The sequence below is a fragment of the Skermania piniformis genome (assembly GCF_019285775.1).
GTDB lineage: Bacteria > Actinomycetota > Actinomycetes > Mycobacteriales > Mycobacteriaceae > Skermania > Skermania pinensis.
Window position 1 is genome coordinate 661,805 of record NZ_CP079105.1, and the last position, 25,251, is coordinate 687,055.

The 25,251-nt window shown below is 68.8% G+C and carries 29 protein-coding genes and 2 pseudogenes; 19 read left to right on the forward strand and 12 right to left on the reverse strand.

All coding sequences use genetic code 11. The annotated features are described in order from the left end of the window. Positions 1 to 18 precede the first annotated feature (18 nt). The 3 genes from KV203_RS03015 to KV203_RS03025 are packed head-to-tail and all read left to right on the forward strand — an operon-like array spanning position 19 to position 4,176. The gene (locus tag KV203_RS03015; RefSeq protein WP_066466768.1) at positions 19 to 561 is read left to right on the forward strand and encodes a Uma2 family endonuclease; all 543 of its coding nucleotides are present in this window, start codon (positions 19 to 21) and stop codon (positions 559 to 561) included. A gap of 52 nt (positions 562 to 613) precedes the next feature. After that, a complete protein-coding gene (locus KV203_RS03020; RefSeq protein WP_066466767.1) occupies positions 614 to 2,440 on the forward strand; it encodes an ABC transporter ATP-binding protein in 1,827 nt (608 codons plus the stop codon). Next, entirely contained in the window at positions 2,437 to 4,176 is a 1,740-nt protein-coding gene (locus tag KV203_RS03025) for an ABC transporter ATP-binding protein (RefSeq protein ID WP_066466766.1), read from the forward strand. Before KV203_RS03020 ends, KV203_RS03025 begins: the two co-directional genes overlap by 4 nt. Positions 4,177 to 4,180: 4 nt before the next feature. Here the strand turns inward: KV203_RS03025 and KV203_RS03030 are convergent, their stop codons facing one another. Then, entirely contained in the window at positions 4,181 to 4,567 is a 387-nt protein-coding gene (locus tag KV203_RS03030; protein WP_066466765.1) for a VOC family protein, read from the reverse strand. A gap of 25 nt (positions 4,568 to 4,592) precedes the next feature. After that, positions 4,593 to 4,865 carry a hypothetical protein gene (locus KV203_RS03035; protein WP_066466764.1) on the reverse strand — a complete coding sequence of 91 codons (273 nt, stop codon included), beginning with the start codon at positions 4,863 to 4,865 and terminating at the stop codon, positions 4,593 to 4,595. 190 nt (positions 4,866 to 5,055) lie between these two features. On the opposite strand from KV203_RS03035, the gene KV203_RS03040 reads away from it, so the two are divergent. Both KV203_RS03040 and KV203_RS03045 read left to right on the forward strand, forming a co-directional pair. Further along, positions 5,056 to 6,378, forward strand: coding sequence for a TetR/AcrR family transcriptional regulator (locus tag KV203_RS03040; RefSeq protein ID WP_066466763.1), 1,323 nt, complete (start codon positions 5,056 to 5,058; stop codon positions 6,376 to 6,378). Positions 6,379 to 6,470: 92 nt separating this feature from the next. Then, positions 6,471 to 6,902, forward strand: coding sequence for a nitroreductase/quinone reductase family protein (locus KV203_RS03045; RefSeq protein ID WP_217995935.1), 432 nt, complete (start codon positions 6,471 to 6,473; stop codon positions 6,900 to 6,902). Here KV203_RS03045 and KV203_RS03050 read toward each other — a convergent pair. Beyond that, positions 6,880 to 7,377 carry a winged helix-turn-helix transcriptional regulator gene (locus KV203_RS03050; RefSeq protein WP_066466761.1) on the reverse strand — a complete coding sequence of 166 codons (498 nt, stop codon included), beginning with the start codon at positions 7,375 to 7,377 and terminating at the stop codon, positions 6,880 to 6,882. The two genes, KV203_RS03045 and KV203_RS03050, sit on opposite strands and share 23 nt — an antisense overlap. Positions 7,378 to 7,450: 73 nt before the next feature. On the opposite strand from KV203_RS03050, the gene KV203_RS03055 reads away from it, so the two are divergent. After that, positions 7,451 to 7,981, forward strand: a complete 531-nt coding sequence (locus tag KV203_RS03055) for a PaaI family thioesterase (RefSeq protein ID WP_066466760.1) — start codon at positions 7,451 to 7,453, stop codon at positions 7,979 to 7,981. A gap of 15 nt (positions 7,982 to 7,996) precedes the next feature. On the opposite strand, the gene KV203_RS03060 is transcribed toward KV203_RS03055, so the two are convergent. From KV203_RS03060 to KV203_RS03075, 6 genes and pseudogenes are all read right to left on the reverse strand, one after another. Further along, the gene (locus KV203_RS03060; RefSeq protein WP_066466759.1) at positions 7,997 to 8,953 is read right to left on the reverse strand and encodes a diguanylate cyclase; all 957 of its coding nucleotides are present in this window, start codon (positions 8,951 to 8,953) and stop codon (positions 7,997 to 7,999) included. Next, positions 8,950 to 10,566 carry a response regulator gene (locus KV203_RS20035; protein WP_425516898.1) on the reverse strand — a complete coding sequence of 539 codons (1,617 nt, stop codon included), beginning with the start codon at positions 10,564 to 10,566 and terminating at the stop codon, positions 8,950 to 8,952. The genes KV203_RS03060 and KV203_RS20035 overlap by 4 nt, the downstream gene beginning before the upstream one ends. Beyond that, positions 10,540 to 10,998: pseudogene (locus KV203_RS20040) on the reverse strand (ATP-binding protein); the annotation flags it as partial. The pseudogene KV203_RS20040 and the gene KV203_RS20035, both read right to left, overlap by 27 nt. Positions 10,999 to 11,061: 63 nt before the next feature. Next, positions 11,062 to 12,876: pseudogene (locus KV203_RS20045) on the reverse strand (PAS domain-containing protein); the annotation flags it as partial. A 247-nt stretch (positions 12,877 to 13,123) separates the two neighbouring features. Then, positions 13,124 to 13,309, reverse strand: a complete 186-nt coding sequence (locus KV203_RS03070) for a hypothetical protein (RefSeq protein WP_083529726.1) — start codon at positions 13,307 to 13,309, stop codon at positions 13,124 to 13,126. A gap of 77 nt (positions 13,310 to 13,386) precedes the next feature. Beyond that, a complete protein-coding gene (locus tag KV203_RS03075; RefSeq protein WP_066466756.1) occupies positions 13,387 to 13,593 on the reverse strand; it encodes a BldC family transcriptional regulator in 207 nt (68 codons plus the stop codon). A 152-nt stretch (positions 13,594 to 13,745) separates the two neighbouring features. On the opposite strand from KV203_RS03075, the gene KV203_RS03080 reads away from it, so the two are divergent. The 3 genes from KV203_RS03080 (at position 13,746) to KV203_RS03090 (ending at position 15,646) form a co-directional block, all read left to right on the forward strand. Further along, positions 13,746 to 14,063, forward strand: coding sequence for a DUF4229 domain-containing protein (locus KV203_RS03080; RefSeq protein ID WP_066467090.1), 318 nt, complete (start codon positions 13,746 to 13,748; stop codon positions 14,061 to 14,063). Between the two features lie 32 nt (positions 14,064 to 14,095). Further along, a complete protein-coding gene (gene cds1, locus KV203_RS03085; RefSeq protein WP_066466755.1) occupies positions 14,096 to 15,187 on the forward strand; it encodes an L-cysteine desulfhydrase Cds1 in 1,092 nt (363 codons plus the stop codon). Between the two features lie 69 nt (positions 15,188 to 15,256). After that, entirely contained in the window at positions 15,257 to 15,646 is a 390-nt protein-coding gene (locus KV203_RS03090; protein ID WP_066466754.1) for a phage holin family protein, read from the forward strand. Here the strand turns inward: KV203_RS03090 and KV203_RS03095 are convergent. Continuing rightward, positions 15,588 to 16,271 (reverse strand): TetR/AcrR family transcriptional regulator, encoded by a 684-nt coding sequence (locus KV203_RS03095; RefSeq protein ID WP_083529797.1) that lies wholly within the window; start codon positions 16,269 to 16,271, stop codon positions 15,588 to 15,590. The two genes, KV203_RS03090 and KV203_RS03095, sit on opposite strands and share 59 nt — an antisense overlap. A gap of 164 nt (positions 16,272 to 16,435) precedes the next feature. Here KV203_RS03095 and KV203_RS03100 point away from each other — a divergent pair, with 164 nt between their 5' ends. The 5 genes from KV203_RS03100 to KV203_RS03120 are packed head-to-tail and all read left to right on the forward strand — an operon-like array spanning position 16,436 to position 21,118. Further along, positions 16,436 to 17,641 (forward strand): lipid-transfer protein, encoded by a 1,206-nt coding sequence (locus KV203_RS03100; RefSeq protein WP_066466752.1) that lies wholly within the window; start codon positions 16,436 to 16,438, stop codon positions 17,639 to 17,641. Positions 17,642 to 17,673: 32 nt separating this feature from the next. Further along, entirely contained in the window at positions 17,674 to 18,114 is a 441-nt protein-coding gene (locus KV203_RS03105) for a type II toxin-antitoxin system Rv0910 family toxin (RefSeq protein WP_066466751.1), read from the forward strand. A 2-nt stretch (positions 18,115 to 18,116) separates the two neighbouring features. Next, on the forward strand, positions 18,117 to 18,980 hold the full coding sequence (locus KV203_RS03110; protein WP_066466750.1) for a MaoC/PaaZ C-terminal domain-containing protein: 864 nt from the start codon (positions 18,117 to 18,119) through the stop codon (positions 18,978 to 18,980). Positions 18,981 to 18,989: 9 nt separating this feature from the next. Continuing rightward, positions 18,990 to 19,859, forward strand: a complete 870-nt coding sequence (locus KV203_RS03115; protein WP_066466749.1) for an SDR family oxidoreductase — start codon at positions 18,990 to 18,992, stop codon at positions 19,857 to 19,859. Next, complete coding sequence (locus KV203_RS03120) at positions 19,856 to 21,118, forward strand: acyl-CoA dehydrogenase family protein (RefSeq protein WP_066466748.1); 1,263 nt, start codon at positions 19,856 to 19,858, stop codon at positions 21,116 to 21,118. The genes KV203_RS03115 and KV203_RS03120 overlap by 4 nt, the downstream gene beginning before the upstream one ends. A 49-nt stretch (positions 21,119 to 21,167) precedes the next feature. Here the strand turns inward: KV203_RS03120 and KV203_RS03125 are convergent, their stop codons facing one another. Continuing rightward, entirely contained in the window at positions 21,168 to 22,037 is an 870-nt protein-coding gene (locus KV203_RS03125) for a 1,4-dihydroxy-2-naphthoate polyprenyltransferase (RefSeq protein WP_066466747.1), read from the reverse strand. Between the two features lie 42 nt (positions 22,038 to 22,079). On the opposite strand from KV203_RS03125, the gene KV203_RS03130 reads away from it, so the two are divergent. The 4 genes from KV203_RS03130 to KV203_RS03145 all read left to right on the forward strand — a co-directional run bounded on the left by KV203_RS03130 (position 22,080) and on the right by KV203_RS03145 (position 23,541). Further along, positions 22,080 to 22,250 (forward strand): hypothetical protein, encoded by a 171-nt coding sequence (locus KV203_RS03130; protein ID WP_169797437.1) that lies wholly within the window; start codon positions 22,080 to 22,082, stop codon positions 22,248 to 22,250. Further along, on the forward strand, positions 22,247 to 22,678 hold the full coding sequence (locus tag KV203_RS03135; RefSeq protein WP_066466746.1) for a TA system VapC family ribonuclease toxin: 432 nt from the start codon (positions 22,247 to 22,249) through the stop codon (positions 22,676 to 22,678). The genes KV203_RS03130 and KV203_RS03135 overlap by 4 nt, the downstream gene beginning before the upstream one ends. Positions 22,679 to 22,756: 78 nt before the next feature. Further along, entirely contained in the window at positions 22,757 to 22,972 is a 216-nt protein-coding gene (locus tag KV203_RS03140) for a hypothetical protein (RefSeq protein ID WP_066466745.1), read from the forward strand. Further along, on the forward strand, positions 22,972 to 23,541 hold the full coding sequence (locus tag KV203_RS03145; RefSeq protein WP_066467089.1) for a Clp protease N-terminal domain-containing protein: 570 nt from the start codon (positions 22,972 to 22,974) through the stop codon (positions 23,539 to 23,541). The genes KV203_RS03140 and KV203_RS03145 overlap by 1 nt, the downstream gene beginning before the upstream one ends. 39 nt (positions 23,542 to 23,580) lie before the next feature. Here the strand turns inward: KV203_RS03145 and KV203_RS03150 are convergent, their stop codons facing one another. Further along, positions 23,581 to 24,024: a MarR family winged helix-turn-helix transcriptional regulator gene (locus tag KV203_RS03150; protein WP_066466744.1), complete on the reverse strand. Its 444-nt coding sequence runs from the start codon at positions 24,022 to 24,024 to the stop codon at positions 23,581 to 23,583. Positions 24,025 to 24,067: 43 nt separating this feature from the next. On the opposite strand from KV203_RS03150, the gene KV203_RS03155 reads away from it, so the two are divergent. Then, on the forward strand, positions 24,068 to 25,237 hold the full coding sequence (locus KV203_RS03155) for a phosphotransferase (protein ID WP_157079630.1): 1,170 nt from the start codon (positions 24,068 to 24,070) through the stop codon (positions 25,235 to 25,237). Positions 25,238 to 25,251: the final 14 nt, after the last annotated feature.

Here is a 25,251-nt window from a genome sequence, read left to right on the forward strand (position 1 = left end):
GTGGATACCATGGCTGTTGTGACCGTCGCCGTCCCCAACTACCGCTGGAGCGTCGAGAGCTTCGTGCGAGCCTGGGAGGCGGGGGCTTTCGAACAGCGGGTCGAGCTGATCGACGGGGAGGTCTGGCCGGTGGTCATCGGCGACTGGCACGGCCGCACGGTCGGCAGAGTAATGCGGCTGCTGTTCGCCGACGGATTCGACGTGACCACATCGACGCTGCCGAGCGGCGGCTCCCTGCCCGATCCTGATTGCTGGGTGCGCCGGGCGGACGCCTCGCCGGCCGGTCGATTGAGCCCGCGGCTGAGCTACTGGCGGCCCGCCGATGTGCTGCTCGTGGTCGAGGTGTCCGACGAGACACACGCGGCGGACTTGACCGTCAAAGCGCGGATCTACGCTGCCGCCGGCTGGCCGGAGTATTGGGTCGTTGCCCAGGACGGCATCCACGTCCACACCGATCCTGCGGAGTCCGGCTATGCCAATCGGCGTAGCTATCGGTGCGGCGAACGCGTGCCGGTGCGGTACGCGGGCGTCGAGGCTGCGGTGGCCGATCTGATCGGCTGAATTCGAGTGCGGGGCGACCGTGCGCCGACTTAGGCAATGCTAGCCTTTGTGGATGGACGACAGCCGTTCCGGTCGGCCGGACAGTGCGCGCGCTCCGGCATCCGATCTCGTCCCCGACCGGGTGGCGTTGCGCGCCCGGTACAAGCGCGAGGCGGCGGCCGCCAAGCAGGTACTTGCCCCGGTCCAGGGGTCGCTGCGGCTGGCAACGCTGCTGACGGTCCTCGCCTCGGTGGCGGCGGTCGTGCCGTTCATCCTGATCGCCGCGGGATGCGCCGCGCTGCTCGACGACGAGTTCGACCGAGCGAAGCGGTTGATCGTCGTCGCCTTCGTGATCCTCGCTCTCCGCGGTCTGCTCCAGGCCGGCGCATCGATCCTCGCCCACCTGGTCGACGCCCGATTCCAGCTCGACCTGCGCCGGGGGATCGCGGCGAAACTCACCCGGGTGCCGCTCGGCTGGTTCACCGAGCGCAGTTCGACCGAGGTCCGCGGGTTCCTGCAGGACGACGTCCAGGGCCTGCACTACCTGGTATCGCACGCCCGGCTGGACTCCACCGCCGCCCTGACCGTGCCGCTGGTGACGCTGATCTACCTTTTCGTGGTCGACTGGCGGCCTGCCCTGATCACCCTGTTGCCGCTGATCGGCTACGCGTTCGCGCTGCGCGCGATGATGAACCCACAGTCCCAGGACCGCCTCGCCCGGTTCGACCGGCGGGAACACGACGTGGCGGTCGCGACGACCGAATTCGTCGACGGTATCGCCGTCGTCCGGGGCTTCGCCGGTGGCCGCCGGACCAGCGCCGCCTATCAGGACGCGGTGGACGAGTATGCCGCCGCGTTGCAGGCCTGGAAAGGGCCGATGATGCGGATCCAGGCGGCTTCGGATCTGCTGTTGACCCCTACCCTGCTCACCCTGGTGGTCACGGCGGCCGGCCTCGGCCTGACGCAACTCGGGTGGCTGGCGCCGGCCGACCTGGTCGCATTCCTGCTGGTCGCGCCCGCGCTGGGGGCCTCGTTCCTGGCGATCGGCTACGGCACCCAGGCGGTGCGCCAGGGAAACGCGGCGGCGGCGCGGCTGCGGGATCTGCAGCAGCTACCCGAGCTCGCCGCACCGGGCGCCGGTGACGCCGAGCTCAGGCCCGGCCCGGACGTGCGTTTCGAGGGCGTCGAGTTCGGCTACCGACGCGGCCGGCCGGTGTTGCACGACATCGACCTCACGCTGATCCCGGGCACGGTGACCGCACTGGTCGGGCCGAGCGGGGCAGGTAAATCGACACTGGCTCAGCTGGTTCCACGGTTCTTCGACCCCACCGCCGGCCGGATCATGATCGGCGGCCGGGACCTGCGGGATTATCCGGTCGCCGAGCTCTACCGGACCGTCGGATTCGTGCTGCAGGACGTTCGGCTGATCCGTGGCACCGTCCGGGAGAACCTGGCGCTGGCCGATCCGGACGCCGCCGACGCCGCGCTCGAGCGGGTCGCCCGCGCCGCCCGGATCCACGACCGGATTCTCGCGCTCCCGCAGGGTTACGACACGGTGCTGGGCGAGGGTGCGGTGTTGTCCGGCGGCGAGGCGCAACGGCTCTCGATCGCGCGGGCCTTGCTCGCCGACCCGCCGGTGTTGGTCCTGGACGAGGCCACCGCCTTCGCCGATCCGGAATCCGAAGCGGCGGTCCAGGATGCGGTCGCCGAGCTGATCGCCGGCCGCACGGTGCTGGTCATCGCGCACCGGTTGCACACGATCACCGGAGTCGACCGGATCGTGGTGCTGGACGGCGGCACGATCGTCGAATCGGGCACGCACGCCGAGCTGGTCGAGGCCGATGGGCTCTACCGGCGGCTGTGGTCGGCGAACCAGAATGCGCTGCAGGAGGTTCGGTGATCGGCACGGCACTCCGGCTGGTCCCGGCCGATCTGCGCCGGCTCTGGCCGGCGCAGCTGCTCGCGATCGGGTTCGCGATCGCCGGCCAGGCCGCAACCTATCTGATGCTGATCCCGGTGCTGGAAAACGTGTTCGACGGCCACTACCGCGCGGCGTGGCCCTGGGTACTGGGCATGGTGGCCGCGGTTGCGGTCGCGGGTCTGGCCGGTTACGCGCACATCGCGCTCGGGCTGCGGATCGCGGTCGGGATGCAGCGCGGCCTGCAGACCCGGGTCGGGCAGCATCTCGCCACCCTGCCGCAGGGCTGGTTCACCTCCCACGACGCCGCCAAGATCTCCCGGGTGGCGCTGAGCAGCGTTCGTGAGGTGCAGGGCGTGTTCACCCACCTCGCCGCCCACCGGCTCAGCGCGTTCGCGGTGCCCACGGTCGTCGCGCTGGGCATGCTGGCGGTCGACTGGCGGGTCGGGGTGGTCATGCTGGTCGCGGTGCCGGTGCTCTGGGCGGCCGGCCGGATCGCGGAGCGGGGCTACCTCCGGGCGGACGCCCGGCTGCACGCGGCCGGCGCCGACGCCGACTCCCGCGTGGTGGAGTTCGCCCGGGCGCAGCCGGTGTTGCGGGCGTTCGGTGCCATCGGGGCGCGTAACCGCGGGCTCGATCGAGCACTCGGCGAGCAGCGCCGAGCGGCGGTCGGCCTGGTCGGGGCCAGCGTGCCCAGCCTGATCGGGTTCGGCCTGCTCGTGCAGCTGGTCTTCCTTGCCCTGGGGTATCTCGCGGTCGTCCGGGCGACCGACGGCGCGGTTTCGGCAGCGACGGCGGTCGCGATGATCGTCGTGATCGCCCGTTACGCCGGGCCGATCGACGCCATCGCCCAGCTGTCGGTTGCGCTCCGGGCTGCGGCGGGCGCTGCGGCCCGGATCGACGCCCTGCTCGCCGAGCCGTCGATGTCGGCGCCCGCGCGGCCGGTTGCCGCAGCGGACAGCGCGGTGGAGTTCGACCACGTCGGTTTCGCCTACGAGCCGGGCCGGCCGGTGCTCGACGACGTATCGTTCGCCGTCCCGGTCGGCACCACCACGGCCGTCGTCGGCCCCAGCGGCAGCGGCAAGACGACCCTGCTCCGGCTGGTCGCACGGTTCTACGATGCGGGTACCGGCGTGGTGCGGGTCGGCGGTGTACCGGTCGCCGACCAGGCGCCGGCCGCCCTGATGGATCTGATCTCGCCGATGTTCCAGGACGTGTACCTGTTCGACCGGTCGATCGAGGAGAACATCCGGCTCGGCCGACCGGACGCCGACGACGCCCAGGTCCGCCGCGCGGCCGCGGCGGCCGGGGTGGACCAGATCGTGGACCGGCTACCCGACGGCTGGGCGACCCGGGTGGGCGAGGGCGGGGCGATCCTGTCCGGCGGGGAGCGGCAGCGGATCGCGATCGCCCGAGCGCTGCTCAAGGATGCACCGATCGTGCTGCTGGACGAGGCGACCAGCGCGCTGGACCCGCACCACGAAGCGGTGGTCGTGCGCGGGATCCACGAACTGACCCGGGACAAGACGGTGCTGGTGGTATCGCACCGGCTGTCGACCATCCGGCATGCGGACCGGATCGTCTTCCTGGCCGACGGCCGGATCGCCGAGCAGGGCACCCACGACGAGCTGATCGCCATGGGCGGCCGTTACGCGGGCTTCTGGGCCGAGCGCGAGCGGGCCGGCGGCTGGCGGATGCGCGCGGCCGAGCCGGCCTGACCGACTACAGGCTGTGTGCGACGGCGTGCCGTGGCTGGTACATCATCAGCTCGTCCGCGCCCGGGACCTGGAGCAGGGCGACCAGCCCGAACCCGCGATCGTCCGGACCGGAACTGAATACGGCGCCGCGGCGTTCGAGCTCGGTCATGGTGGTGGCGAGGTCGTCGACCATCAATGCGATCTGATGGTGGCGGGGTGACTCGTGCACCTGTCCCGCCCGCTCGGTGCGGGTCGGGTGCACGCCGAGCTCGCTCGGCCCGGTCTGAAAGATCAGCCAGCCCGGACCCGACCCGGCGTCCTCGACGAACGGCAGCTGGAGCACGTCGCGGAAGAAGGCCCGGGTGGCCGCGGCGTCATCGGAGTAGATCAGCGTGTGGCAGGCGAACTGCATCGCCCGATGGTAGCCATCGGCCGCATCAGCGTCGCGGGCGCAGGTCGTCGAGTTCGATCAGCTCGTCCTGCAGCGCGCGGGCGATCAGCGCAGCCTTGGTCGGTGTCGGCCGCCCCGCGTCGTGGTACTTGGTGCCGATGCTCCAGAGAGTTGCGTAGAACTCGAACGGGCGTCGCGGCGGCGCGGTCCAGGCCCGGCTGCGCAGCCAGGACACCAGAACGAATTGCTCCTGCGGCGAGAGCGCGGGGCGGCGCGGGTAGGTGCGGCAGGATGCCGGGAGATCGTCGGGGGTGTTCATCGATTCCTCGGGGCAAGTACGGAGTTACAGGCCGGTCGACAAATATTCGACCATGCGGTTCATTGATCTCTCCAGCGCCGGATCTGCTGATTCTGCCCAACCATTGGAACTTGTTCTTCGGTCGACTTGACCTCGAACTCAAGATATTGATAAATCAGGGATAGTCAAATCAAGCAACGGAGGCATCGGCATGACTGCGATTGCCGACTCGACCCGCGGCCGTTTGTTGGCCGCCGGTCGCGAGTTGCTTGCCGAAGCAGATGCCGAGCTCCTGCTCAACGGGCTCACCGTCGGTGACGTTGCGACCCGGGCCGGGCTGTCCACCCAGACCTTCCACAACGCGTATCCGAGTCGAGCCGGTATCCGCGGCGGCAAGAAGGCCTACCTGGATGAGCTGATGTCGTCGCTGCTGCCCGACCATTCGGAACAGCTGCGTGCCGGCATGGGTGCCGCGATCGCCGGCCAGCTGGTCGAAGCCGACGGAGATCCGCGGCCGCTGGTCCGCGCGGTCTGCCGCCGGGAGTACCAGCGGCTGTCCGAGGATCCGGCGACTCGGCTCCGATTTCTGTTGTGCGCGTTGAGCAGTGGACGCAACGGCGCGATCTCCGACGCGCGTGCGTATTACGCCGGCACAGAGCGGATCGCCACCGAGGCGAACGCCCGCCTGCTGCAGGGGTGGGGGGCCGGGCTGCGCCAGCCCTTCACCCACGCAAGCTTGTCGGTGGTGCTCACCGCGCTGGTCGAGGGACTGGTGCTGCGCTCCCGACTGGATCCGGATGCGGTGTCGCCCGAGCTCTTCGGTGAAGCCGTGCTCGCCCTGCTCGGCTCGATTGCCGACCTCGGACAGGCCTTCGAGCAGATCGACGACGTGCTCACCCCGCTGGTCGAGGCCGCCCGGCGGAGCCGAGGCCGCGGCGAGCTGGACGAGCTGCCGGACGATCCGGTGCAGGCGTTGATCGAGGCGGCGGAAGCCGAGTTCGCGCAACGGGGCTATTTCGCCACCGGGCCCGGTCATATCGCGGCCCGCGCCGGCGTGGCTGTCGACGTGCTGCAACGGCTGTTCCCGTCGAATGCCGACATCGTGACGGCCGCGCTGTCACCGACCGCTGCCCAACTGAAACGCCGGATCGACGGTGACGTGAAGCTGCACTTGGGCCCGGCCGAGATCGTGCGCCGGGCCGGCCATCGGCTGGCGGCTGCGGTGAGCGGACAGCAGAGCATGTTCGATGCGCTGATACTGATCATCAGCCTGGACCCGACCCGGTCACCGGCACAGCACACCGGCGTCCGCGACGAGCTGTTCCTGCCCGGGATGATTGTCGATGTGGTCCAATCCGGCCAGGCGGCCGGAGTCTTCGTCGACGACCTCGAGCCGGCGGAGATCGCGGTCGCCTACACCAACAACATCCTGCTCCGGCGCAGCGTCCGACGGGAGGAAACCGTGGAGGTCGCGATGGAATACATCGAGAAACTCGTGCTACGCGGTCTGCTCGTCGAACCTCGGCCGACCTGATCACATCTGTCCGAGGAGGACGCCCGGTGAGCCGCTTCGCCTTGCCCGACCAGCGCCCGGCCGGGCTCGATTCGCCGATCGTGGTGCGGTTGATGAAGTATGCCGCCCGTGCGCACGTGCGGGTGTTCCAGCTGACCGACGGTCGGGTGGGCAGTAGCTGGCGGGTGGGTGCGGGATTCGCCAAGCCGGCGCCGACGCTGCTGCTGCAGCATCGGGGCCGCATGTCCGGCAAGCTGTTCACCACCCCGTTGCTCTACCTGGCCGACGGCCCGAACCTGGTCATCGTGGCCTCGCAGGGCGGCATGCCGAAGAACCCGCAGTGGTATGCGAACCTGCTCGCCCACCCGGACACGGTCGTGCGGCTGCGCGGCGAGACGGGTCGGCCGGTGCGGGCGCGACCGGCGACGTCGGTCGAACGCGCCGAGCTCTGGCCTCGGTTGGTCGACAGTTATGCCGACTTCGCCAAATATGCCGAGTGGACCGATCGGGAGATCCCGGTGGTCATTCTGGCGCCGCGACGCTGATTCGGGTTGCGCCGGGCCCGGGTCGCGGCGCGACGTCGCGGGGGCGGAGCCGGTGTCCGGCGGTGCAATCCAGGTGTACCTCGGTCGGCGCGCCGCAGTCGCGGTGCGACAGCTCCATCGGCGGTCCGCCCGGGCCGGCGAGATAGCGGTCGCCCCACGCTTTCACCGCGGCGAGCACGGGGTACAGATCCAGGCCCTTGTCGGTCAGCCGGTACTCGTAGCGGGTGCGGGCGCCGTCCACGCGATACGGCACCCGGCGCAGGATCTCGGCGTCGACCAGCATCGCCAGGCGGTTCGTGAGCACCTGCCGGGGGAGGTGTGCGTGCGACCGGATGTCGTCGAAGCGGCGCACCCCGTTGAACACTTCGCGCAGCACGGCCAGTGTCGAGCGTTCCCCCAGGATGCGCATGGCGGCGGCGATGGTGCAGTTCTCGGTCGACCAGTCGAGTGCCGCAGGTCGCGATTCGGTGGTCATGGGTACAGCATAGGCCGGGTCGGCGATCCTGAGTCTAGTTGACAGACTCAGGTCGATCTGCGAGTCTCGCGGTATGACACAGACGACGCTCGATACCCGCGGTCACGGCGATTTCGTCACCGAGAGCCGGACCGTGACCTGGGCCGTACCCGGCCAGGGCGACCTTGCCGAGCTGGCCACGCTGGACGGACTCGGTCAGCTGCTCGCGATGGGTGACGGGAGATTGCCGCACCCGCCGATCATGGACACCGTCGGGATCACCGATCTACGCGCGGAGCGAGGTCGGGTGGTCGTCGAGATGCCTTCCGCCGCTTTCCACTACAACCCGCTGGGGGGCGTGCACGGTGGTGTGATCGCGACCTTGCTGGACACCGCCTGTGGTTGTGCGGTGCATTCGACGCTCGCGGTCGGCGAGGGGTACACCTCACTGGATCTGACGGTCAAGTTCCTCCGCCCGGTCACCGTCGACTCCGGCCTGCTGACCTGCGTCGGGACGATCATCCAGCGCGGCCGGCGGACCGCGCTGGCGCGGGCCGATCTCACCGACGAGTACGGCAAGCTGGTCGCCCACGCGACCTCGAGCTGCATGATCTTCGCCGGCTGATCGACTCGGCGGGGTTCATACCGCGGACCCGGCGTCCACCGCGGCGGTGTCCCCGCGCACCAGCACCCGGTTCCGCCCCTCCCGTTTCGCTTGGTACAGCAGCGCATCCGCCTCGCGGAGCAGGGCGGACGGCGAGGCGATCGTCCGGGTGATCGCGGTGACCCCGCCGCAGCTGACCGTGGCGAGCAGGACGTCGTCACCGCCGCTGTGGTCGAAGGTCAGCCGCAGGGACGCGACGTCGCCGTGCAGCCGGCTCAAGATCGCGCCGAACGCGACCTCGCCCGACAGCAGCAGCACGAACTCCTCGCCGCCGTAGCGGGCGGCGATATCCCAGGTGCCGGTCGCGTATCGGTCGATCACCTGGGCGATCTCGCGCAGCGCCTCGTCGCCGGCGACATGGCCGTAGAGATCGTTGTACCGCTTGAAATGGTCGACGTCGATCATGGCGATGTTCAGCGGTTGGCCGATCCGGCTGGCTCGTCGCCAGGCCAGGTCGTAGGCCTCGTCGAAGCGGCGGCGGTTGGCGATGCCGGTCAGTCCGTCGCGATCGGCGAGCCGTTCCAGCTCTTTGCGGTGGGTTACCAGCTCGAGGTGGTTGCGTACCCGGGCGCGGACGATCACCGGCCGGATCGGTTTGTGCACGTAGTCCACGGCGCCGAGCTGCAGTCCGCGCTCCTCGCTCTCGGCCTCGATCGCGGCGCTGATGAAGATCACCGGGGTGCGTTTGGTCGCCGGAATCCACCGCAGCCGCTTGAGCACCTCGTAGCCGTCCATGTCCGGCATCGAGATATCCAGCAGGATCAGGTCGATCTCGGCTTCGGCCTGGGCGCGGCCGATGGCCGAGCTGCCGTCCTTGGCCAGCACGACCCGGCATTCCTCGTGCAGCAGCTCGGCGAGGAGGGTCCGGTTCACCCCGTCGTCGTCGACGATGAGCACGGTGGGTTTGGCCGCTGTGCTACCTGACTGTGTCATGCAGTACTCCCGGATCGGGCGCCGGCGGCGGCGCGGAAGCTGCGCAGTGCGAGTTGCGCTTCGTCCAGCTCGAGCTGGTCGAAGAGCTGCCGGATCCGGGTGGCCGAGCTGGCCAGGTGGGTTCCAGAAGTACGGGACTCGATTTCGCTGAGGATCGATTGAGCGGAGTAGTCGCCGGTGCCGATCAGCTGGTCGGCCGAGTCGACCAGGCGGAGCAGCTCGGTGGTGTCCACCGCCGGCGCCGATGCCACCGGCGGCGCTGCGGGCGGTTCGGCCCGGCCGTCGCCCAGTTCGTCGAGTACCAGCTTCAGGTGGGCGACGAAGCCGTCCACCAGCGCGCCGGTGGTTTCCAGGCCACTCCGCCGGACCGTGTCCTCCAGCTCGCTTGCGATCGCACACAGGGCGTCCGCGTGCAGATAGGACGCGGCGCCGCGGACCGCGTGCGCAAATCCGGCGACCTCGGCGGCGTGACCGAGCGCGTACTGCTCCACCATCCGGTCCGGTGTGCTGCCGAAATCCTGGACGAAGCTGTCGACGAGACGGGCCAGCAGCTCCTGCCGTCCGCCCAGGCGCTCCAGTGCCGCGACCAGGTCGACGTGCCGGTCGTCGCCGCCGCGGGCCGGGTCGCTCCCGATGTTCGGGGCCGGTGCGACAGATGGGTCCCCGGGGGTTCGGACTGCCGCGGCGCCGCGCAGCATGTCGGTCAGCATCGTGTAGAGCGCCTGCTCGTCGATCGGCTTGGTCAGATGCCCGTCCATGCCGGCATCCGCGCTGCGTTGCCGGTCCTCGGCGCGGGCATGCGCGGTCAGCGCGATGATCGGGATGTCGGCCCATTCCGGCCGGTTGCGGACCTCCCGCGACGTCTCGTAGCCGTCCATCACCGGCATCTGCACGTCCATCAGCACGACGTCGTACCGACCGCCGCGGTCGAGCCAGCCGAGCGCATCGTTGCCGTCGACCGCGCAATCGGACTCGACGCCCACCTCGGCGAGGAAGCCGGCTGCCACCTCCCGGTTGAAGATGTTGTCGTCCACCACGAGTGCCCGGCGTCCGGCGAGGGTCGGGAATGCCTGCCGCGCCGGCAATCCGGGTTCGGTATCGGCGGGCCTCGCGGCGCCTGCGGCGGCCGGGGCGAGCACGCCGGCCAGCGTGTCGAACATCATCGAGTGGGTGACCGGCTTGACCAGCACGCCTTGCAGGCCGAGCTGATCGGCCCGGTTCAACACCTCTTCGCGGCAGTAGGCGGTGACCATCAGGACGGCGGGGATCCGGTTCAGCGAGGGGGTTTCCCGAATGATCTGAGCGGCCGCCAAGCCGTCCATTCCGGGCATCTGCCAGTCCATCAACACCAGGTCGTACGGTTGCCGGTGCCGGTCGGCATCGTTGAGCAGGCGCAGTGCCGCATAGCCGGAATCTGCTGCGGCGACGTCCATGCCGAACCCACGCAGGATCGGCACCAGGATCTCGCGGGCCGCCTCGCTGTCGTCGGTGACCAGCACCCGCTTGCCGACCAGTTGCGGCGGGCGGACCGCGATCGGCTCGGCCGAGGCGGCGGGCAGCCGCAGGTCGGCGGTGAACTCGAAGGTGCTGCCGACCCCGACGGTGCTCCGCACCCCGATCGTGCCGTGCATCAGCTCCACGATCTGCTTGCAGATGGCCAGCCCGAGGCCGGTGCCGCCGTAGTGCCGGGTGACCCCGGTGTCGGCCTGGGAGAACGCCTGGAACAGCTTCGCCATCTGGGTGTCGTCCATGCCGATACCGGTGTCGCGCACCGCCACCGAGAGCGTGACCGCGGCGTCCGGATGGGTTCGGACCACGGAGATGGCGACGATCACCGACCCGCTTTCGGTGAACTTGATCGCGTTGCCCACCAGGTTGATCAGCACTTGGCCGAGCCGCAGCGGATCGCCGATCAGTCGGGCCGGCACGTCGTCGCCGATCGAGTAGCCGACTTCGAGACCCTTCTGTTCGGCCTTGACCGCGGTGGCCGCGGAGATCGATTCCAGCACCGAGTCGAGCGCGAACTCGACCTCCTCCAGCTCCACCTTGCCGGCTTCGATCTTGGAAAAGTCCAGGATGTCGTTGATGATCGTGATCAGGTTCTGCGCGGACCGCTCGACCTTGCGCAGGTAGTCCCGGGCTTTCGGCGGCAGGTCGGTCTGCAGCGCAAGGCGGGTCATCCCGATCACGCCGTTCATCGGGGTGCGGATCTCGTGGCTCATCATGGCGAGGAACTCGCTCTTGGCCCGTTCGGCGGCCTCGGCGTCCTCCTTTGCCCGACGCAGGGTCTCCGCGGAGTTCCGCTCGGTGGTGATATCCCGGTTCACGCCGAGCATGGACACCGCATCGCCGTGCTCGTCGCGGAAGATCTGGGCTTGGGACCGAACGTGGCGGATCGCGCCGTCCGGTCGGCGGATGCGGTACTCGGTCTCGAAGGTCGGTGCGGTGAGATCGGTCAGCCGGTCCTCCCGCTCCGCGCGGACCCGGGGCAGGTCGTCCGGATGCAGCCGGGCCAGCCACTGCTGCACCGAGCCGTCGTATTCGGTCGGCCGCAAGCCGTAGATCGGGTACATCTGCTCGTCCCACTCCAGCCGGTCGTCGTGCACGTCCGGGCATTCCCAGACCCCGAGCCCGCTGACCCGGTTGGCCAGCTGCAGCCGCTGGCTGATCTTGCGGAACGCCGCCTCGCTCGCGCGCCGTTCGGTGATGTCGGTCTGGGTGCCGACCATCCGCAGGGGGCGGCCGTCGTCGTCTCGTTCGATCACCCGGCCCCGACCGTGGATCCAGCGCAGTTCGCCGGTTGTGGTGTGTGCCCGGTACTCCTCGCTGAACTCGGGGATCTCGCCGCGCAGGTGCGCGAACATCGCGTCCTGGACGTCCGTTCGGTGCGCCGGGTCCATCCGGTCGAGCCACTCGTCGAAGGTCGGCCCGGCATCGTCGGCGTGGTAGCCGAGCATTCGCTTCCAGTGGTCGGAGTAGTACACGTCGCCGGTGCGGATATCCCAGTCCCAGATGCCGTCGCCGGGCCGATCGATGGCGAACTGCCACCGGGCCTCGCTCCGTTGCAGCTCCTGCTCGGCCCGGCGCGCCGCGGTGACATCGCGGGAGATGCCCATGATGCCGGCGATGGCACCGTCGCTGTCGTAGTAGGGCGCGGTCTGCGACAGGTAGGTCCGCGGCTCACCGTCCACGATCAGGTGTTCTTCGATCTCCTGCGGGTGGCCGCCGGCCATCACCGCCTGGTCGGCGGCCATCACCTCGCGGGCCAGATCGGCGCCGAAGAAGGACCTGTCGTCCTTGCCGATCACCTGGTCGGCCGGCATTCCCTTGACCTTCGCCGCGGCCTTGTTGACGAAGATGTAGCGGCCGTCGCAGTCCTTGACGAACACCAGGTCGGGCGCGGCGTCCATGACCGCCTGCAGAATGCTGGAGGACTGGCGCCACCGCTCGGTGGTCTCGAGCACCCGGCGTTCGAGCTGGGTGTTGAGCTCTTGGATCCGTTCTTCGGCGGCGACCTGTTCGGTGATGTCGCGACCGAGCCCGAAGAAGATCTTTTTTCCGTCGACCAGTTCGCAGCTGATCCGCATCTCGACCAGATAGGTGCTGCCGTCCTTACGGCGATGTTCGGTCCGATTGAGCGAGGAGAGTCCGGGCTCGGTGTTTGCCCAGAGACTGCGGGCAAATTCCGGGGTGACCACCGCGATCTCGAATACGTGCATGCCGAGCAGCTCGTCGCGGGAAAAGCCGGTGCTACTGCAGGCGTGCTCGTTGACGTCGAGGATGTTGCCCTGATCGTCGTGCATGAAGAAGTCGTCGGCAGCCTGCTCGATCAGGACTCGATAGCGCTCGGCATAGGAGTCCGAGGCTGTCACCTTGGCGATCGGTACGTGTACCGGCGTCGAAGGTGATCTTGATCCGGGCATGCCAGCTATCTTCGGGCATCGCCATCCCTGGGTCGAGTCCAGGTTGCCGAGCAAAACCTGGGGCCGATGATGCTGGATTCAACCAAGGTGGATAATTAGCCGGGCGAAGTGGTGCGCAGCCGGGGCCGGAGTCCGGCCGGCTCCGCTGTTTTCGGCGAGGGGCACGGAGCCGGGAGATTTTTCCGACCGCGGGACAGGAAATACCTGCCGCTCACAATTCGATAACGGTAGATGCGGTGGTGTTCGGTCAGTCGCTCGGATCGACCGGCCCGGCAGGACCGTCGGTCCGCGACTGCCGACCGATTCGCCAGATGAAGTCCGGATCATCGTCCGGCCCGATCACCCGCCCCGGCCCGGGTCGCTTCGGGCCGAATGCCTTCCACCACAGCACCGCAACCACTATCAGCGCGATCAGTGCCAACAGTAAGCCCACGACACTCACCTCCTACTACTTCGAGAGTAGTCGTGCGGGCCGGTCGGGGACAGCCGTGTTTCGGCCGGTACCGCGGGTCAGCGGGTAGCGGGCTGGGTCAGTGATTCCAGCAGCGCCATCACCTCGGTTTTGCGGAAGCGGCGATGTCCGCCCGGGGTGCGCAGTGAGCCGAGCCGGCCGGCATGCGCCCAGCGGGTCACGGTCTTCGGATCGACGTGGAACAGCGCGGCAACCTGCCCCGGGGTCAACAGTGGCTCTGGGCTCGAAACGGCCGGTGCACTCATCGGATTCCCTTCGGGGTTCGGTCTCGGCGGTGAACCCATCGTGGCACCGAAGGTGCTGGTTACTCGAACAATCTAAACTTGGTAAAGGGGAGGTAATGGACAAATCGGTCAGCCGCCGGGGGCGGGTCGGCGCGATCGCCTACGCTCTGGCTATGTCCGAAACCTCGTCTGCGCCGCCTGCTGCCGGTCGTCGGCTGGCCGTCGACCTGGCGCTCTATACCGTCGCCCGGTTGGGTCTGGTCGTCGTTCTGACTGCCTTGATCGTCGGGATAACGCACCTGTTCGGAGTCGCGGTACCGCTGATCGTGGCATTGCTGTTTGCGGTGCTGCTGGCGCTGCCCCTGTCGATGGTCCTGTTCCGGTCGTTGCGCGCCCGGGTGAACGAGTCCATCGCCCGGGTCGACGAGCGGCGCCGACACGACAAGGCAGATCTGCGGGCCAAGCTGCGAGGTGAAGGTCCGCCCGCGTGACTCCCGGCCGGCGCGGCGCCGACCCGGACCGGATGAACGCCGACCGGGAGTGGATGAACGCCGACCGGGAGTGGATGAACAATGCCGTCCGGTTGATCGAGGCGGACGCCCAACGCAGCGCCGACACCCACCTGCTTCGCTATCCGTTGCCGGACGCCTGGCCGGTGCAGCTCTACGTCAAGGACGAATCCACCCACATCACCGGCAGTCTGAAACACCGGTTGGCGCGTTCGTTGTTCCTGTACGGGCTGTGCAACGGCTGGATCGGGGAGCGGACCACGGTCGTGGAGGCATCGTCGGGTTCGACCGCGGTCAGTGAGGCGTACTTCGCCAAGTTGCTCGGCTTGGAGTTCGTCGCCGTGATGCCCGGCGGGACCAGCCCGAGCAAGATCGCATTGATCGAGGCCCAGGGCGGGCGGTGTCATCTGGTATTGCATGCTGCGGACATCTACGCCGAGGCGGCGCGGCTGGCCGATGCCTGCGGCGGCCACTACCTCGATCAGTTCAGCTATGCCGAACGGGCCACCGATTGGCGCGGCAACAACAACATCGCCGAGTCGATCTTCGGTCAGCTGCTGCACGAGGCGCATCCGGTACCGGAGTGGATCGTGGTCGGCGCGGGGACCGGCGGTACCAGCGCCACGATCGGGCGCTATGTCCGGTACCGGCGGCATGCCACCCGGCTGGCGGTGGTCGATCCGGAGAACTCCGCGTTCTACGGCGGATACCTTGCCGGCGACCGAAACCACACGACGGGGGCGGCGTCGCGGATCGAGGGGATCGGCCGTCCCCGGGTGGAACCGTCGTTCGTGCCGGAGGTGGTGGACCGGATGATCCAGGTGCCGGATGCGGCGTCGATCGCCACCGCCCGGTACGCCGGCCGCGCGCTGGGCCGCCGGGTGGGCGGCTCGACCGGGACCAACCTGTGGGGCGCGTTCGCGCTCGTCGCCGAGATGCTCGCCGCGGGCCGTCCGGGCAGTGTGGTCACCTTGCTCTGCGACGGCGGCGATCGCTACGCCGACACCTACTTCGACGACGAATGGGTGGCGGGGCAGGGTTTCGACCTGGAGCCGGCGACGGCGGTGCTCGACCGGTTCGTCGCGACCGGGCGTTGGACTGGTTGATCTCCGGTGTACCGGTTGCGCCGACGCGAACGCGCGACGGAAGCGTAGGCCGAGGAGCATGATGGTCTCATGCGTGCACCGTTGCTCTGGATCTGCAATGCGATCGCCATCTGGCTGGCGTCGATCTGGGTTTCCGGGATCGGAATCCTCAGCCCGGCCGAACACGGTGACTGGGGCAAGGTGATCGTCGTCTTGGTGGTCGCCATCGTATTCAGTGCGGTGAATGCGGTCGTCAAGCCGCTGCTCACGTTGTTGTCGCTGCCGCTGGTGGTGCTCACACTGGGGCTGTTCCTGCTGGTGATCAACGCCTTGATGCTGCTGCTCACCGCGAAGCTGAGCGAACTGACCGACTACGGCCTGCGGGTGGACGGATTCTGGCCGGCGGTCTGGGGCGGATTGGTCATCGCTCTGGTGAACTGGGTGCTCGGCGCTTTCGTGCCGGCTCCGGCTCGGCGTTGAGCGCGGCAGTCTGGAACGTCTGCACCACGAATTCGGTTGCCTGATTTACCAATTCATCGCGGGTGATCGTCAAGTTGCCCTGCAGCCAGGACGACAGCAGGGCGGCCAGCGAGCCGGTCAGGGCGATCACCGCGACCGCGCGTCGGGTGCCGGAACCGGCGCGCGGTAGCCGGCTGCTCAGCAACTTGCTGAATGCCGACGCGGTCTCCATCGCCACGTCGCCGTAGGCCGAATCGGCCAGCGGCTCGACGGTCAGCAACCGGCCCTTGCGGGGATCGTCGACCACCAGCTGTACGAAGGTCTCCAGGGCCGCGCGCGCGAACTCCTCCGGGTTGTCGGGCTCGGTCGCGGCGACCGCTTCGGCCATTCGGGTGTGCGCCTCCTCCGCGGTCTGCCGATAGAGCGCGCGCAGCAGTTCCTCCCGGCTGTCGAAGCTCTCGTAGAAGTAGCGGTCGGTCAGGCCGGTGCGCCGGCACAGCGACCGGACGGTGACGGCGGAGCTGCCGTGCTCGCCGATCAATTCCAGTGCTGCCGCGATGAACGTCGCCCGCCGCACGGTCCGTCGTTCGTCCAGGGTGGTGCCGCCCCAGGTGCGTTTGGCTGGATCGGATCTGCTTGGCGGCATCGAGGAGTCCTGGTCGGCAACGGCGAAGGCCCAGAGTAACCCGAGCCCGGCAGGTTTCCGCAATATCTTGACGACGTGCGTCCGCAGAGCTAACTTGAATACGGTCGTCACCAGTTACGACGTATGTCATCAGGCTTGCGTCGGCAGATCCGAGGAGGTGCCGGATGGTGAACCGAGTCTTCGTCGTCGGCGTCGGCATGACCAAGTTCGAGAAGCCGGGTCGGCGGACGAACGAGGACGGGAGTGCGTGGGACTACCCGGATATGGCGCGCGAGGCCGGCACCAAGGCGCTCACCGATGCCGGCATCTCCTACGACCAGGTCGAGCAGGGCTACGTCGGCTACGTGTACGGCGAGTCCACCGCGGGTCAACGGGCGCTCTACGAACTCGGGATGACCGGAATCCCGGTCGTCAACGTGAACAACAACTGCTCGACCGGCTCCACCGCGCTCTATCTCGCCGCCCAGGCGATCCGCGGCGGGCTGGCCGACTGCACGATCGCCCTCGGGTTCGAGAAGATGCAACCGGGTTCGCTGGGCTCGACCTACGACGACCGGGCGCAGCCGATGGAACGGCACATCCTCGCGCTGGCCGAGATCAGCGAGGTGCTCTTCCCGCCCGCTCCGTGGATGTTCGGCGCCGCCGGTCGCGAACACATGCAGCGGTACGGCACCACCGCCGAACAGTTCGCGAAGATCGGGCTGAAGAACCACAAGCACTCGGTGAACAACCCGTATGCGCAGTTCCAGGACGAGTACACGTTGGACGAGATCCTCGACTCGCGGATGATCTACGACCCGCTGACCAAGCTGCAGTGTTCCCCGACCTCGGACGGGTCCGGCGCGGCGATCCTCGCCTCGGCAGCGTTCGTCGACCGACACGGGCTGGCCGAGCGCGCGGTGGAGATCGTCGGACAGGCGATGACCACGGACTTCGCCAGCACCTTCGACGGCACCTGCCGCTCGATCATCGGCTACGACATGAACGTGCATGCCGCGCAACGGGTCTACGACCAGGCTGGGCTGGGCGCGGACGACTTCCAGGTGATCGAGCTGCACGACTGCTTCTCCGCGAACGAACTGCTGCTCTACGAGGCGCTCGGTCTGTGTGCCGAGGGTGAGGCGGGCAAGCTGGTCGACTCCGGCGACACCACCTACGGCGGCCGCTGGGTGGTGAATCCGTCCGGCGGGCTGATCTCCAAGGGGCATCCGCTGGGCGCCACCGGCCTCGCGCAGTGCGCCGAGCTGACCTGGCAGTTACGCGGCGACGCGGACAAACGTCAGGTGGCCGGGGTGACCGCGGCCCTGCAACACAACATCGGGCTCGGCGGTGCCGCCGTCGTGACCGCTTATCAGCGCGCCGATCGCTGAATCCGTCCGGCTCACCGAAAGAAGGAACAACCATGGGACACATCGAAGCTACTCGGCACCTGGACGCCACCCCCGACGCGATCTGGGCGACGGTCTCGGATACGTCCACGTGGGACAAGTGGTTTTCGATCCACGAGAAGTGGATGGAGGAGCCGCCCACCCAACTCGCCGAGGGGTCGAAGCTGGTCGCCAAGATCGTGATGCTCGGCATGGCGAACAAGATCGAGTGGACGGTGACGCAGATCGATCCGCCGCGCTCGCTCAGCCTGACCGGCACCGGTTTGGCCGGGGTGAAGTGCGACTTCACCTTCACCGTCGAACCGGAGGACGACGGGTCCAAGTTCACCGTCGCCGGTGACTTCGAAGGCGCGCTGATCAAGGGTGCGCTGGCCAAGGCGGTCGAGAAGGATGGCGCGAGCCAGTTGGACAAGTCGCTCGACCAGCTGAGTGCGCTGGCTGCGGCAACGGCCTGACGATGACCGTCCGACAGGTCGAGTTCGACGATTCCCAGCTCGGCAACTGGGGCGAGGACGAGCGATTCGAGGTAACGCAGGAACGGATCACCGAATACGCGAAGGCGACCAACGATCCGATTCCCGCACACCTGGCCGGTGAGGTCGCGCCGCCGGTATTCGCGATCGTCCCGGTCTTCGAATCGCTGATGGTGCCGGCCGTGGAGGTGTTCCCGGTCGCAGCCATTCCCCGGATCGTGCACGGCGAGCAGGATTTCCACTTTCACCGACCGATCCGGCCGGGCGACCGGCTGGTATCGCGGGCGCGGATGACCGGTTACGAGTCGTTGGAAAAGGGAACCCGGGCCGCGATCGTGCTGGAGTGCCGGACCGAGGACGGAGAACTGGTCAACGAGCAGTACGTGACGACGTTCGTCCGGGGAATGAGTCCGGGACGCACCGTCGGCGAACTCGCCCCCGAGCACAAGTTCGACGAGTCGCTGCGGGCGGCGGGACCGGTGGCCACCGTCGCCCAGCACATCGACGCCGACCAGACGTTCCGGTACGCCCCGGCGTCGGGGGATCCGATGCCGATCCACCTGGACGACGAGGTCGCGCGCAGCACCGGCCTACCCGGGATCATCGCGCACGGCCTGTGCACGATGGCGTTCACCTCCTGGGCGGTGCTGACCGAGGTCGCCGGCTCGGACGTCTCCCGGCTGCGCCGGTTCGCGGTCCGGTTCGCCGACCTGGTGCTGCCCGGTGACGACCTGGAGACCCGGATCTACCGGCGCTCGGCCGCGGACGGATACACCACCTACCAGTTCGAGACCGTGCGCGGTGATGATCCGGTCATCACCGACGGCCTCGCCGTAATCAGGGATTAGGAGATTTCGATGGGAGCACTCGACGGGCGGGTGGCGATCGTCACCGGCGCCGGCCGGGGGATCGGCCGCGAGCACGCGCTGCTGTTCGCGCGGGAGGGCGCGTCGGTGGTGGTCAACGACCTGGGTGGCAGCAATGCCGGCGAGGGCAGCGACACCGGTCCGGCCCAGGCGGTGGTCGACGAGATCGTCGCCGCCGGTGGGAAAGCCGCCGCGAACACCGACAACGTGGCGACCTGGGACGGCGCGAAGAGCCTGGTGGACCAGGCGATCGCCGATTTCGGCGGACTCGACGTGGTGGTGAACAACGCGGGAATCCTGCGCGACGCCTTCCTCGCCGGTATCGAGGAAGCCCAGTGGGATGCCGTGATCGCGGTACACCTGAAAGGTCATGCGGCGGTGCTGCACCACGCCGCCGCCTACTGGAAAGCGCAGTCGAAGGCGGGCAACCAGCCGAACGCCGCGGTGATCAATACGGCGTCGGCATCGGGCACCACGCTGCCGAATGCGGGTCAGGCCAACTACGGCGCCGCCAAGGCCGGGATCGCCGCGCTGACCCTGGTCGCCGCCGAGGAGCTGGAGCGATACGGGGTCCGGGTCAACGCGATCGCGCCGATCGCCCGGACCCGGCTGACCCTGGCGACACCGGGGATGGGTGCCCTGTTCGCGCAGGAGGTGCCCGACGGCGAGTTCGACGCGTTCAGCCCGGCCAACATCTCGCCGGTGGTCGCCTACCTCGCCACCGAGAAGTGCCCGATCAATGGGAAGGTCTTCGCGGTTCAGGGCGGTGCGATCTCGGAACTGGGCGGTTGGCACGACGTGAAGACGATCGAGACCGACGGCGCCTGGGCGATCGACGACATCGCGGGGCGGCTGCCATGATCGAATGGTCCGAAATCGACCTGCTCATGCGGGATTCCGTGCGGGTGTTCATCGACAGGGAAGTCCGTCCCCGGATCGACGAGCTCGAGCACGGAGATCTCCCGCCCTACGATGTCGCCCGCAAGTTGTGGAGCGAGTTCGGCCTCGATGCGCTCGCCGCCGAGGCGGTCAAGGGCTACCTGGAGCGGGAGCGACGCAAGCAGGAGCGGATAGCGGCCGGCGAGCCGAAGCCGGAAAAGGCGGCCGACGGTGGCGGTCTGGGCGACCTTTCCGCCCAGCTCGGGGCCGGCGTGATGGTGCTCAAGGAGATGGCCGGGGTGAGCCTCGGGGTGATGGCGGCGATCGGCGTCTCGCTGGGCCTCGGCGCCGGCACCATCGCGGCCCGCGGCACGCTCGCGCAGCAGGAACGGTGGCTGCCGGATCTGGTCACCCTGCGCAAGGTCGCGGCCTGGGCGATCACCGAGCCGGACTCGGGGTCGGACGCGTTCGGCGGGATGAAGAGCTACGTCCGCCGGGACGGTTCGGACTACATCCTCAACGGGCAGAAGACCTTCATCACCAACGGTCCGTACGCGGACACGCTCGTGGTCTACGCCAAGCTGGACGACGGCGAGGTCGCGGACAAGCGGGACCGCAAGGTGCTGGCGTTCGTCCTGGACTCGGGAATGGACGGACTCACCCAGGGCAAGCCGTTCAAGAAGATGGGCATGCACTCCTCGCCCACCGGAGAACTCTTCTTCGACAATGTCCGGATCACCCCGGACCGGTTGCTCGGTGAGACGGAGGAGCACAAGGGCGGTGACGGCCGGGAGAGCGCGCGGGACAACTTCGTCGCCGAACGGGTCGGAATCGCGTTCCTGTCGCTGGGCATCATCGACGAGTGTCACCGCCTCTGCATCGACTACGCCAAGTCGCGCAAGCTCTGGGGTCAGGAGATCGGCCGGTTCCAGCTGATCCAGCTGAAGCTGGCGAAGATGGAGATCGCCCGGATGAACGTGCAGAACATGGTGTTCCAGGCGTTGGAAGGGTTCAAGGCGGGCAAGCGGCCGACCTTGGCCGAAGCCTCGGCGATGAAGCTCTACTCCTCGGAAGCAGCGACCGACGTCGCGATGGAGGCGGTGCAGTTGTTCGGCGGCAACGGTTACATGACCGAGTACCGGGTCGAGCAACTGGCCCGCGACGCCAAGTCGCTGATGATCTACGCCGGGAGCAACGAGATCCAGGTGACCCACATCGCCAAGGGGCTGCTCGGCAGCTGATACAGATCGGGGACGATCCTGCTCGCCGTCCGAGCAGGATCGTCGCGGATCAGCCGAGACCGAGCGCGAGCGCGGTGGCCGCGGCCCAGGCAAGCATCGCTATCCCGGTGTCGCGCAGTGCCGGGATCAGTCCCGGACCGCCCGCGCCCCGGCGCACCGGGGCGTTCGCGGTGATCGCCATCGGCAGCGCGATCAGTCCGCTCAGCGCCCAGGGGGTCCGGGCGGCGAGGACCAGGCTCGCCAGGAACGGCACCACCAGCAGCACCAGGTGCAGCGTGCGGGTCCGGGGATCACCCAGCCGCACCGCGAGAGTGGTTTTGCCGGAAGTGATATCGGTCGGGATGTCGCGCAGGTTGTTGGTGACCAGCACGGCGCAGGAGAAGCAGCCGATCGCCACCGCGGCGATCAGACCCACCCAGTCGATGCGTTCGGCCTGCACGAACTGGGTGCCCAGCACGGCGACCAGGCCGAAGCAGACGAAGACGGCGATCTCGCCGAAACCGCGGTATCCGTACGGGTTTCGGCCACCCGTGTAGAACCACGCGGCGGCGATGCAGCCGGCGCCGACCAGCACCAGCCACCACGCGGTGCTCGCAGCCAACGCGAGGCCCGCGGCTGCGCCGACGCCCAGACAGGCGAACGCGGCGGTGCGGACCGCGGCCGGGCGGGCCAGCCCGGCGCCGACCAGCCGAAGCGGGCCGACCCGCTCGTCGTCGGTGCCCCGGATGCCGTCGGAGTAGTCGTTGGCGTAGTTCACTCCGACGACGAACGCCACCGCGACGACCAGCGCGAGCAGCGCCTTCCACCACACCGTGGCGTTCAGCGACGCGGCGGCGCCGGTGCCGGTGATCACCGGGGCGACGGCGTTCGGGAGGGTGCGCGGGCGGGCGCCCTCGAGCCATTGGGCGGGAGTTGCCATGTCTCGATCCTTGCATGCGCCGCCGGCGCGACGATCGGATCCGTGCTGGAGGAGGCCCTGCGCAAGCTGTTGGTCGAGCACGCGGGTTCGGCTGCTGCCGCGGACTTCGAGCTGCCGTCGTTCCGCCCCGAGGATCCCGCGCTCCGGCCTGGTGTCGATCTGTACGACAAAGAGCTCATGGCGGATCTGCTCGACGGCGATGGCACTCGGTGAGCTTGTTGTTCCTGGACGTCAACATCGTCCTGCAAGGTTTCCGGGACACCGAATCCGATGAGGCCCGCGCAATCGGCTCCTGGCTGCGGTCCCGGATCGGCCGAGAACGCCTGGCGATATGTGACGTCGTACTTGCCGGCGTCATCCGGATCGCGACCAACCCGAGGGTTTACGCGACACCCGCCACGCCGGCCGGGGCGGTCGAGTACTGCGACGCACTGCTCGGCGCGCCGTCGGTCGCGTTGCTCCGGCCGGGCACCCGGCACTGGCCGATCTTCACCGGCCTGGTGACCTCGCACCGCCTCCGCGGAAACGATGTTCCGGATGCGTACCTGGCCGCGGTGGCGCTCGAGTACGGCGCCACCATGGTCACCCGCGATCGCGGATTCGTACGTTATGGGCTCCCGCTGCTCGACCCGTTGGCCTGATCCGTTCCTCGCCCCGAATTTGCACGGGCGGCGTCAATGGGAGTTGACGTGAGGTGCCCGTCAATGTAGGTTGACGGCATGTCCGAGGCCACCGACCTGGCTGCCGCTACCGGCAGTTCCGACCCAGCTGTGGGGTTGCGGGCGGTGCTGGCCCTTCGTCGGTTGCTCGACCGGCTGGAATGGATCCAGGTCACCAATGCCCGTGCTCAGGGATGGTCCTGGCAGGCGATCGCCGACGCGCTGGAAGTCAGTCGGCAGGCGGTGCACCAGAAGCACACCCGCAGGGGGCGATGATGTTCGAGAGATTCAGCCGTGCGGCGCGGGCCGCCGTCGTGCAGGCGCAGGACGAGGCGCGGGAGCTACGCGCGCCGCGGATCGACATCGAGCACCTGCTGCTCGGCGTGGTGCGGGCCGCGGAGGGAGATCTGCGCGCGCTGCTCGACGACGCCGGATTCACGCTCGACGGGCTGCGGCGTGAGCTCGCCGACGCGTCGGCGGAGCCGCTCGGCAGTGAAGACGCCGAGGCACTGCGGTCGATCGGGATCGATCTGGACGCGGTGCGCGACGCCATTGCCGGTACCTTCGGCCCGGAGGCCCTCTACGCAGCGGGTTCGGTCGATCAGCCCCGACTCGGACGCCCGCGGCCGGGTAGGCATATCCCGTTCGCCCGCGCGGCGAAGAAGACACTCGAGCTGTCGTTGCGGGAGGCGATCGCCCGACAGGAGCGGACGCTCCAACTCGAGCACCTGCTGCTGGCGATCTGCCGTGCGCCCGGCGGCACCGTCACCGCGCTCGCGGCCGAGCGACTCGCGGCGGACGGGTTGCGGGTCCGGGTGGAAGCGCTGCTCGATCGCGCCGCCTGACCCTGCTCACGCGGCAGTATCGGCGGGCGGAAGAACGACTCACGGGTTGCCGCCGCCGGCGGCGAGGCTGTGCAGGACGTCGCGGAACACGGCGTAGCGCTCCGGCCCGACGGCGCTCGCCCAGTCTTGTTCGATCTGCTCGATCCGGCGGCTGTAGCGGCGGACCATGCTGGCGCCGGCCCGGGTGCGCTGCACCGTGCGCACCCGCCGATCGGCGGGATCCGGCCGGACCCGAACCAGGCCGGCATCGGCGAGTTGGCCGACGAACTGCCCGCAGCCCTGCTTGGTCATCGCGACCCGCTCGGCGAGTTCGGTGATGTTCACTCCACCGGTGGGGATCGACGTCAGCACTCGCAGGTGCGATTGGCGCAGCCCACCCCAGTCCTCGCCGGCGAACTGTTCGCGGATCTGCTGGGCGAGGAAGCCCATCCACATCGGGACGTGCTGCTCGGCCGGCACGACCAACTCGTCGACCGATTTCATAAAGTAACTTTACCATCTGCAGATAGGCAAGTAGCTTTACCATATGACCACGGGACAGGTCGGGGGCCGCGGGAGCGTGTTGGGGCCCGCCGAGGTGAGCGATGCCGAACTGGAGCGGATCGTCGCGGAGTGGCTGGGCCATCCGCCGGATACCGTCCGGCTGCTGCGCTGCGTCGCGGAGGTGGTGCCCTACGAGCTCGAGGCGATCACCACGGCGGGCCGGTACTGGGTCTACGGGGCGGTCGCCACTCCCGACGGTGAGCAGCCGTTCCGGTTCTTCGTCAAGCATGTCCGGTCGTTCGCGCGTTCGCCGCGGTTCGCGATGGTGCCCCCGCACCTGCGGGAGTGGGCCGCGGACACGGTGCCGTGGCGGTCGGAAGCCCGGGTCTATGCCTCGGATCTGGCCGACCGGCTGCCGCCGGGGCTGCGCATGCCGCGGGTCGCGGCGATCCGGGAGCTCGACGAGTTCTCGACGGCGATCTGGCTGGAGGCAGTGCCGGCGGTGCCGCACACCTGGACCGTCGCCGACCTCGGTCGCGCCGCGCACTCGATCGGCCGGCTGGCGGCCCGCCCGGCGGTCCAGGAACTGAACGCCATCGGCGGGCACCCGGCCAGCCACCCGATCCGGTCCTACGTCGACGGACGGTTCATGAGCCAAGTTCGGCCGATGCTCTTCGACGACGCGATCTGGTTGCATCCGCTGCTCACAGCGAGTTTCGACGGCGCGTTGATCGAGCGGCTGCGGGTCGCCGCGGATGCGGTTCCGGCCTACGCGGACGAGCTGGACGCGCTGCCGTCCGCCGCGTCGCATGGTGATGCCAGCACCAACAACCTGCTGGTCCGGGCGGATACCGACGAGCTGACCCTGATCGACTTCGGCTTCTGGACACCCAAACCGCTGGGCTTCGACATCCGGCAACTGCTGATCGGTGAGGTGCAGTTGGGTCGCCGGCCGGCCGCCGACCTGCCCGCGATCGATGCGGCGGTGACCGCCGGGTATCTCGCCGGGGTCCGGGACGAGGGTGACGCTACCGACCCGCAGGCGATCCGCCGTTGCCACGCGCTGTGCCTGCTGCTCTACTCCGGGTTGTCGCTCTTCCCCTGGGAACAGCTCGGCGATCCGTCGGCGATCACCCCTGAACAGGTGGCCGCGGCTCGGGAACGTGCCGCCGCGACGCGGTTCTGTCTCGACTTGGCCGAGGCGGCGCCGTAGCCGGGGCTGCCATA

Bases quoted from the DNA above. Each gene is read 5' to 3' on its own strand.
- KV203_RS03095 (WP_083529797.1), bottom strand. From the start codon at position 16,271: ATGCCGCCAAGCAGATCCGATCCAGCCAAACGCACCTGGGGCGGCACC.
- cds1 (WP_066466755.1), top strand. From the start codon at position 14,096: ATGAACGCCGACCGGGAGTGGATGAACGCCGACCGGGAGTGGATGAAC.
- KV203_RS03120 (WP_066466748.1), top strand. From the start codon at position 19,856: ATGATCGAATGGTCCGAAATCGACCTGCTCATGCGGGATTCCGTGCGG.
- KV203_RS03100 (WP_066466752.1), top strand. From the start codon at position 16,436: ATGGTGAACCGAGTCTTCGTCGTCGGCGTCGGCATGACCAAGTTCGAG.
- KV203_RS03020 (WP_066466767.1), top strand. From the start codon at position 614: ATGGACGACAGCCGTTCCGGTCGGCCGGACAGTGCGCGCGCTCCGGCA.
- KV203_RS03090 (WP_066466754.1), top strand. From the start codon at position 15,257: ATGCGTGCACCGTTGCTCTGGATCTGCAATGCGATCGCCATCTGGCTG.
- KV203_RS03115 (WP_066466749.1), top strand. From the start codon at position 18,990: ATGGGAGCACTCGACGGGCGGGTGGCGATCGTCACCGGCGCCGGCCGG.
- KV203_RS03125 (WP_066466747.1), bottom strand. From the start codon at position 22,037: ATGGCAACTCCCGCCCAATGGCTCGAGGGCGCCCGCCCGCGCACCCTC.
- KV203_RS03035 (WP_066466764.1), bottom strand. From the start codon at position 4,865: ATGAACACCCCCGACGATCTCCCGGCATCCTGCCGCACCTACCCGCGC.
- KV203_RS03050 (WP_066466761.1), bottom strand. From the start codon at position 7,377: ATGACCACCGAATCGCGACCTGCGGCACTCGACTGGTCGACCGAGAAC.
- KV203_RS03105 (WP_066466751.1), top strand. From the start codon at position 17,674: ATGGGACACATCGAAGCTACTCGGCACCTGGACGCCACCCCCGACGCG.
- KV203_RS03040 (WP_066466763.1), top strand. From the start codon at position 5,056: ATGACTGCGATTGCCGACTCGACCCGCGGCCGTTTGTTGGCCGCCGGT.
- KV203_RS03080 (WP_066467090.1), top strand. From the start codon at position 13,746: ATGTCCGAAACCTCGTCTGCGCCGCCTGCTGCCGGTCGTCGGCTGGCC.
- KV203_RS03110 (WP_066466750.1), top strand. From the start codon at position 18,117: ATGACCGTCCGACAGGTCGAGTTCGACGATTCCCAGCTCGGCAACTGG.
- KV203_RS03150 (WP_066466744.1), bottom strand. From the start codon at position 24,024: ATGAAATCGGTCGACGAGTTGGTCGTGCCGGCCGAGCAGCACGTCCCG.
- KV203_RS03055 (WP_066466760.1), top strand. From the start codon at position 7,451: ATGACACAGACGACGCTCGATACCCGCGGTCACGGCGATTTCGTCACC.
- KV203_RS03145 (WP_066467089.1), top strand. From the start codon at position 22,972: ATGTTCGAGAGATTCAGCCGTGCGGCGCGGGCCGCCGTCGTGCAGGCG.
- KV203_RS03060 (WP_066466759.1), bottom strand. From the start codon at position 8,953: ATGACACAGTCAGGTAGCACAGCGGCCAAACCCACCGTGCTCATCGTC.
- KV203_RS03045 (WP_217995935.1), top strand. From the start codon at position 6,471: ATGAAGTATGCCGCCCGTGCGCACGTGCGGGTGTTCCAGCTGACCGAC.
- KV203_RS03140 (WP_066466745.1), top strand. From the start codon at position 22,757: ATGTCCGAGGCCACCGACCTGGCTGCCGCTACCGGCAGTTCCGACCCA.
- KV203_RS03155 (WP_157079630.1), top strand. From the start codon at position 24,068: ATGACCACGGGACAGGTCGGGGGCCGCGGGAGCGTGTTGGGGCCCGCC.
- KV203_RS03075 (WP_066466756.1), bottom strand. From the start codon at position 13,593: ATGAGTGCACCGGCCGTTTCGAGCCCAGAGCCACTGTTGACCCCGGGG.
- KV203_RS03030 (WP_066466765.1), bottom strand. From the start codon at position 4,567: ATGCAGTTCGCCTGCCACACGCTGATCTACTCCGATGACGCCGCGGCC.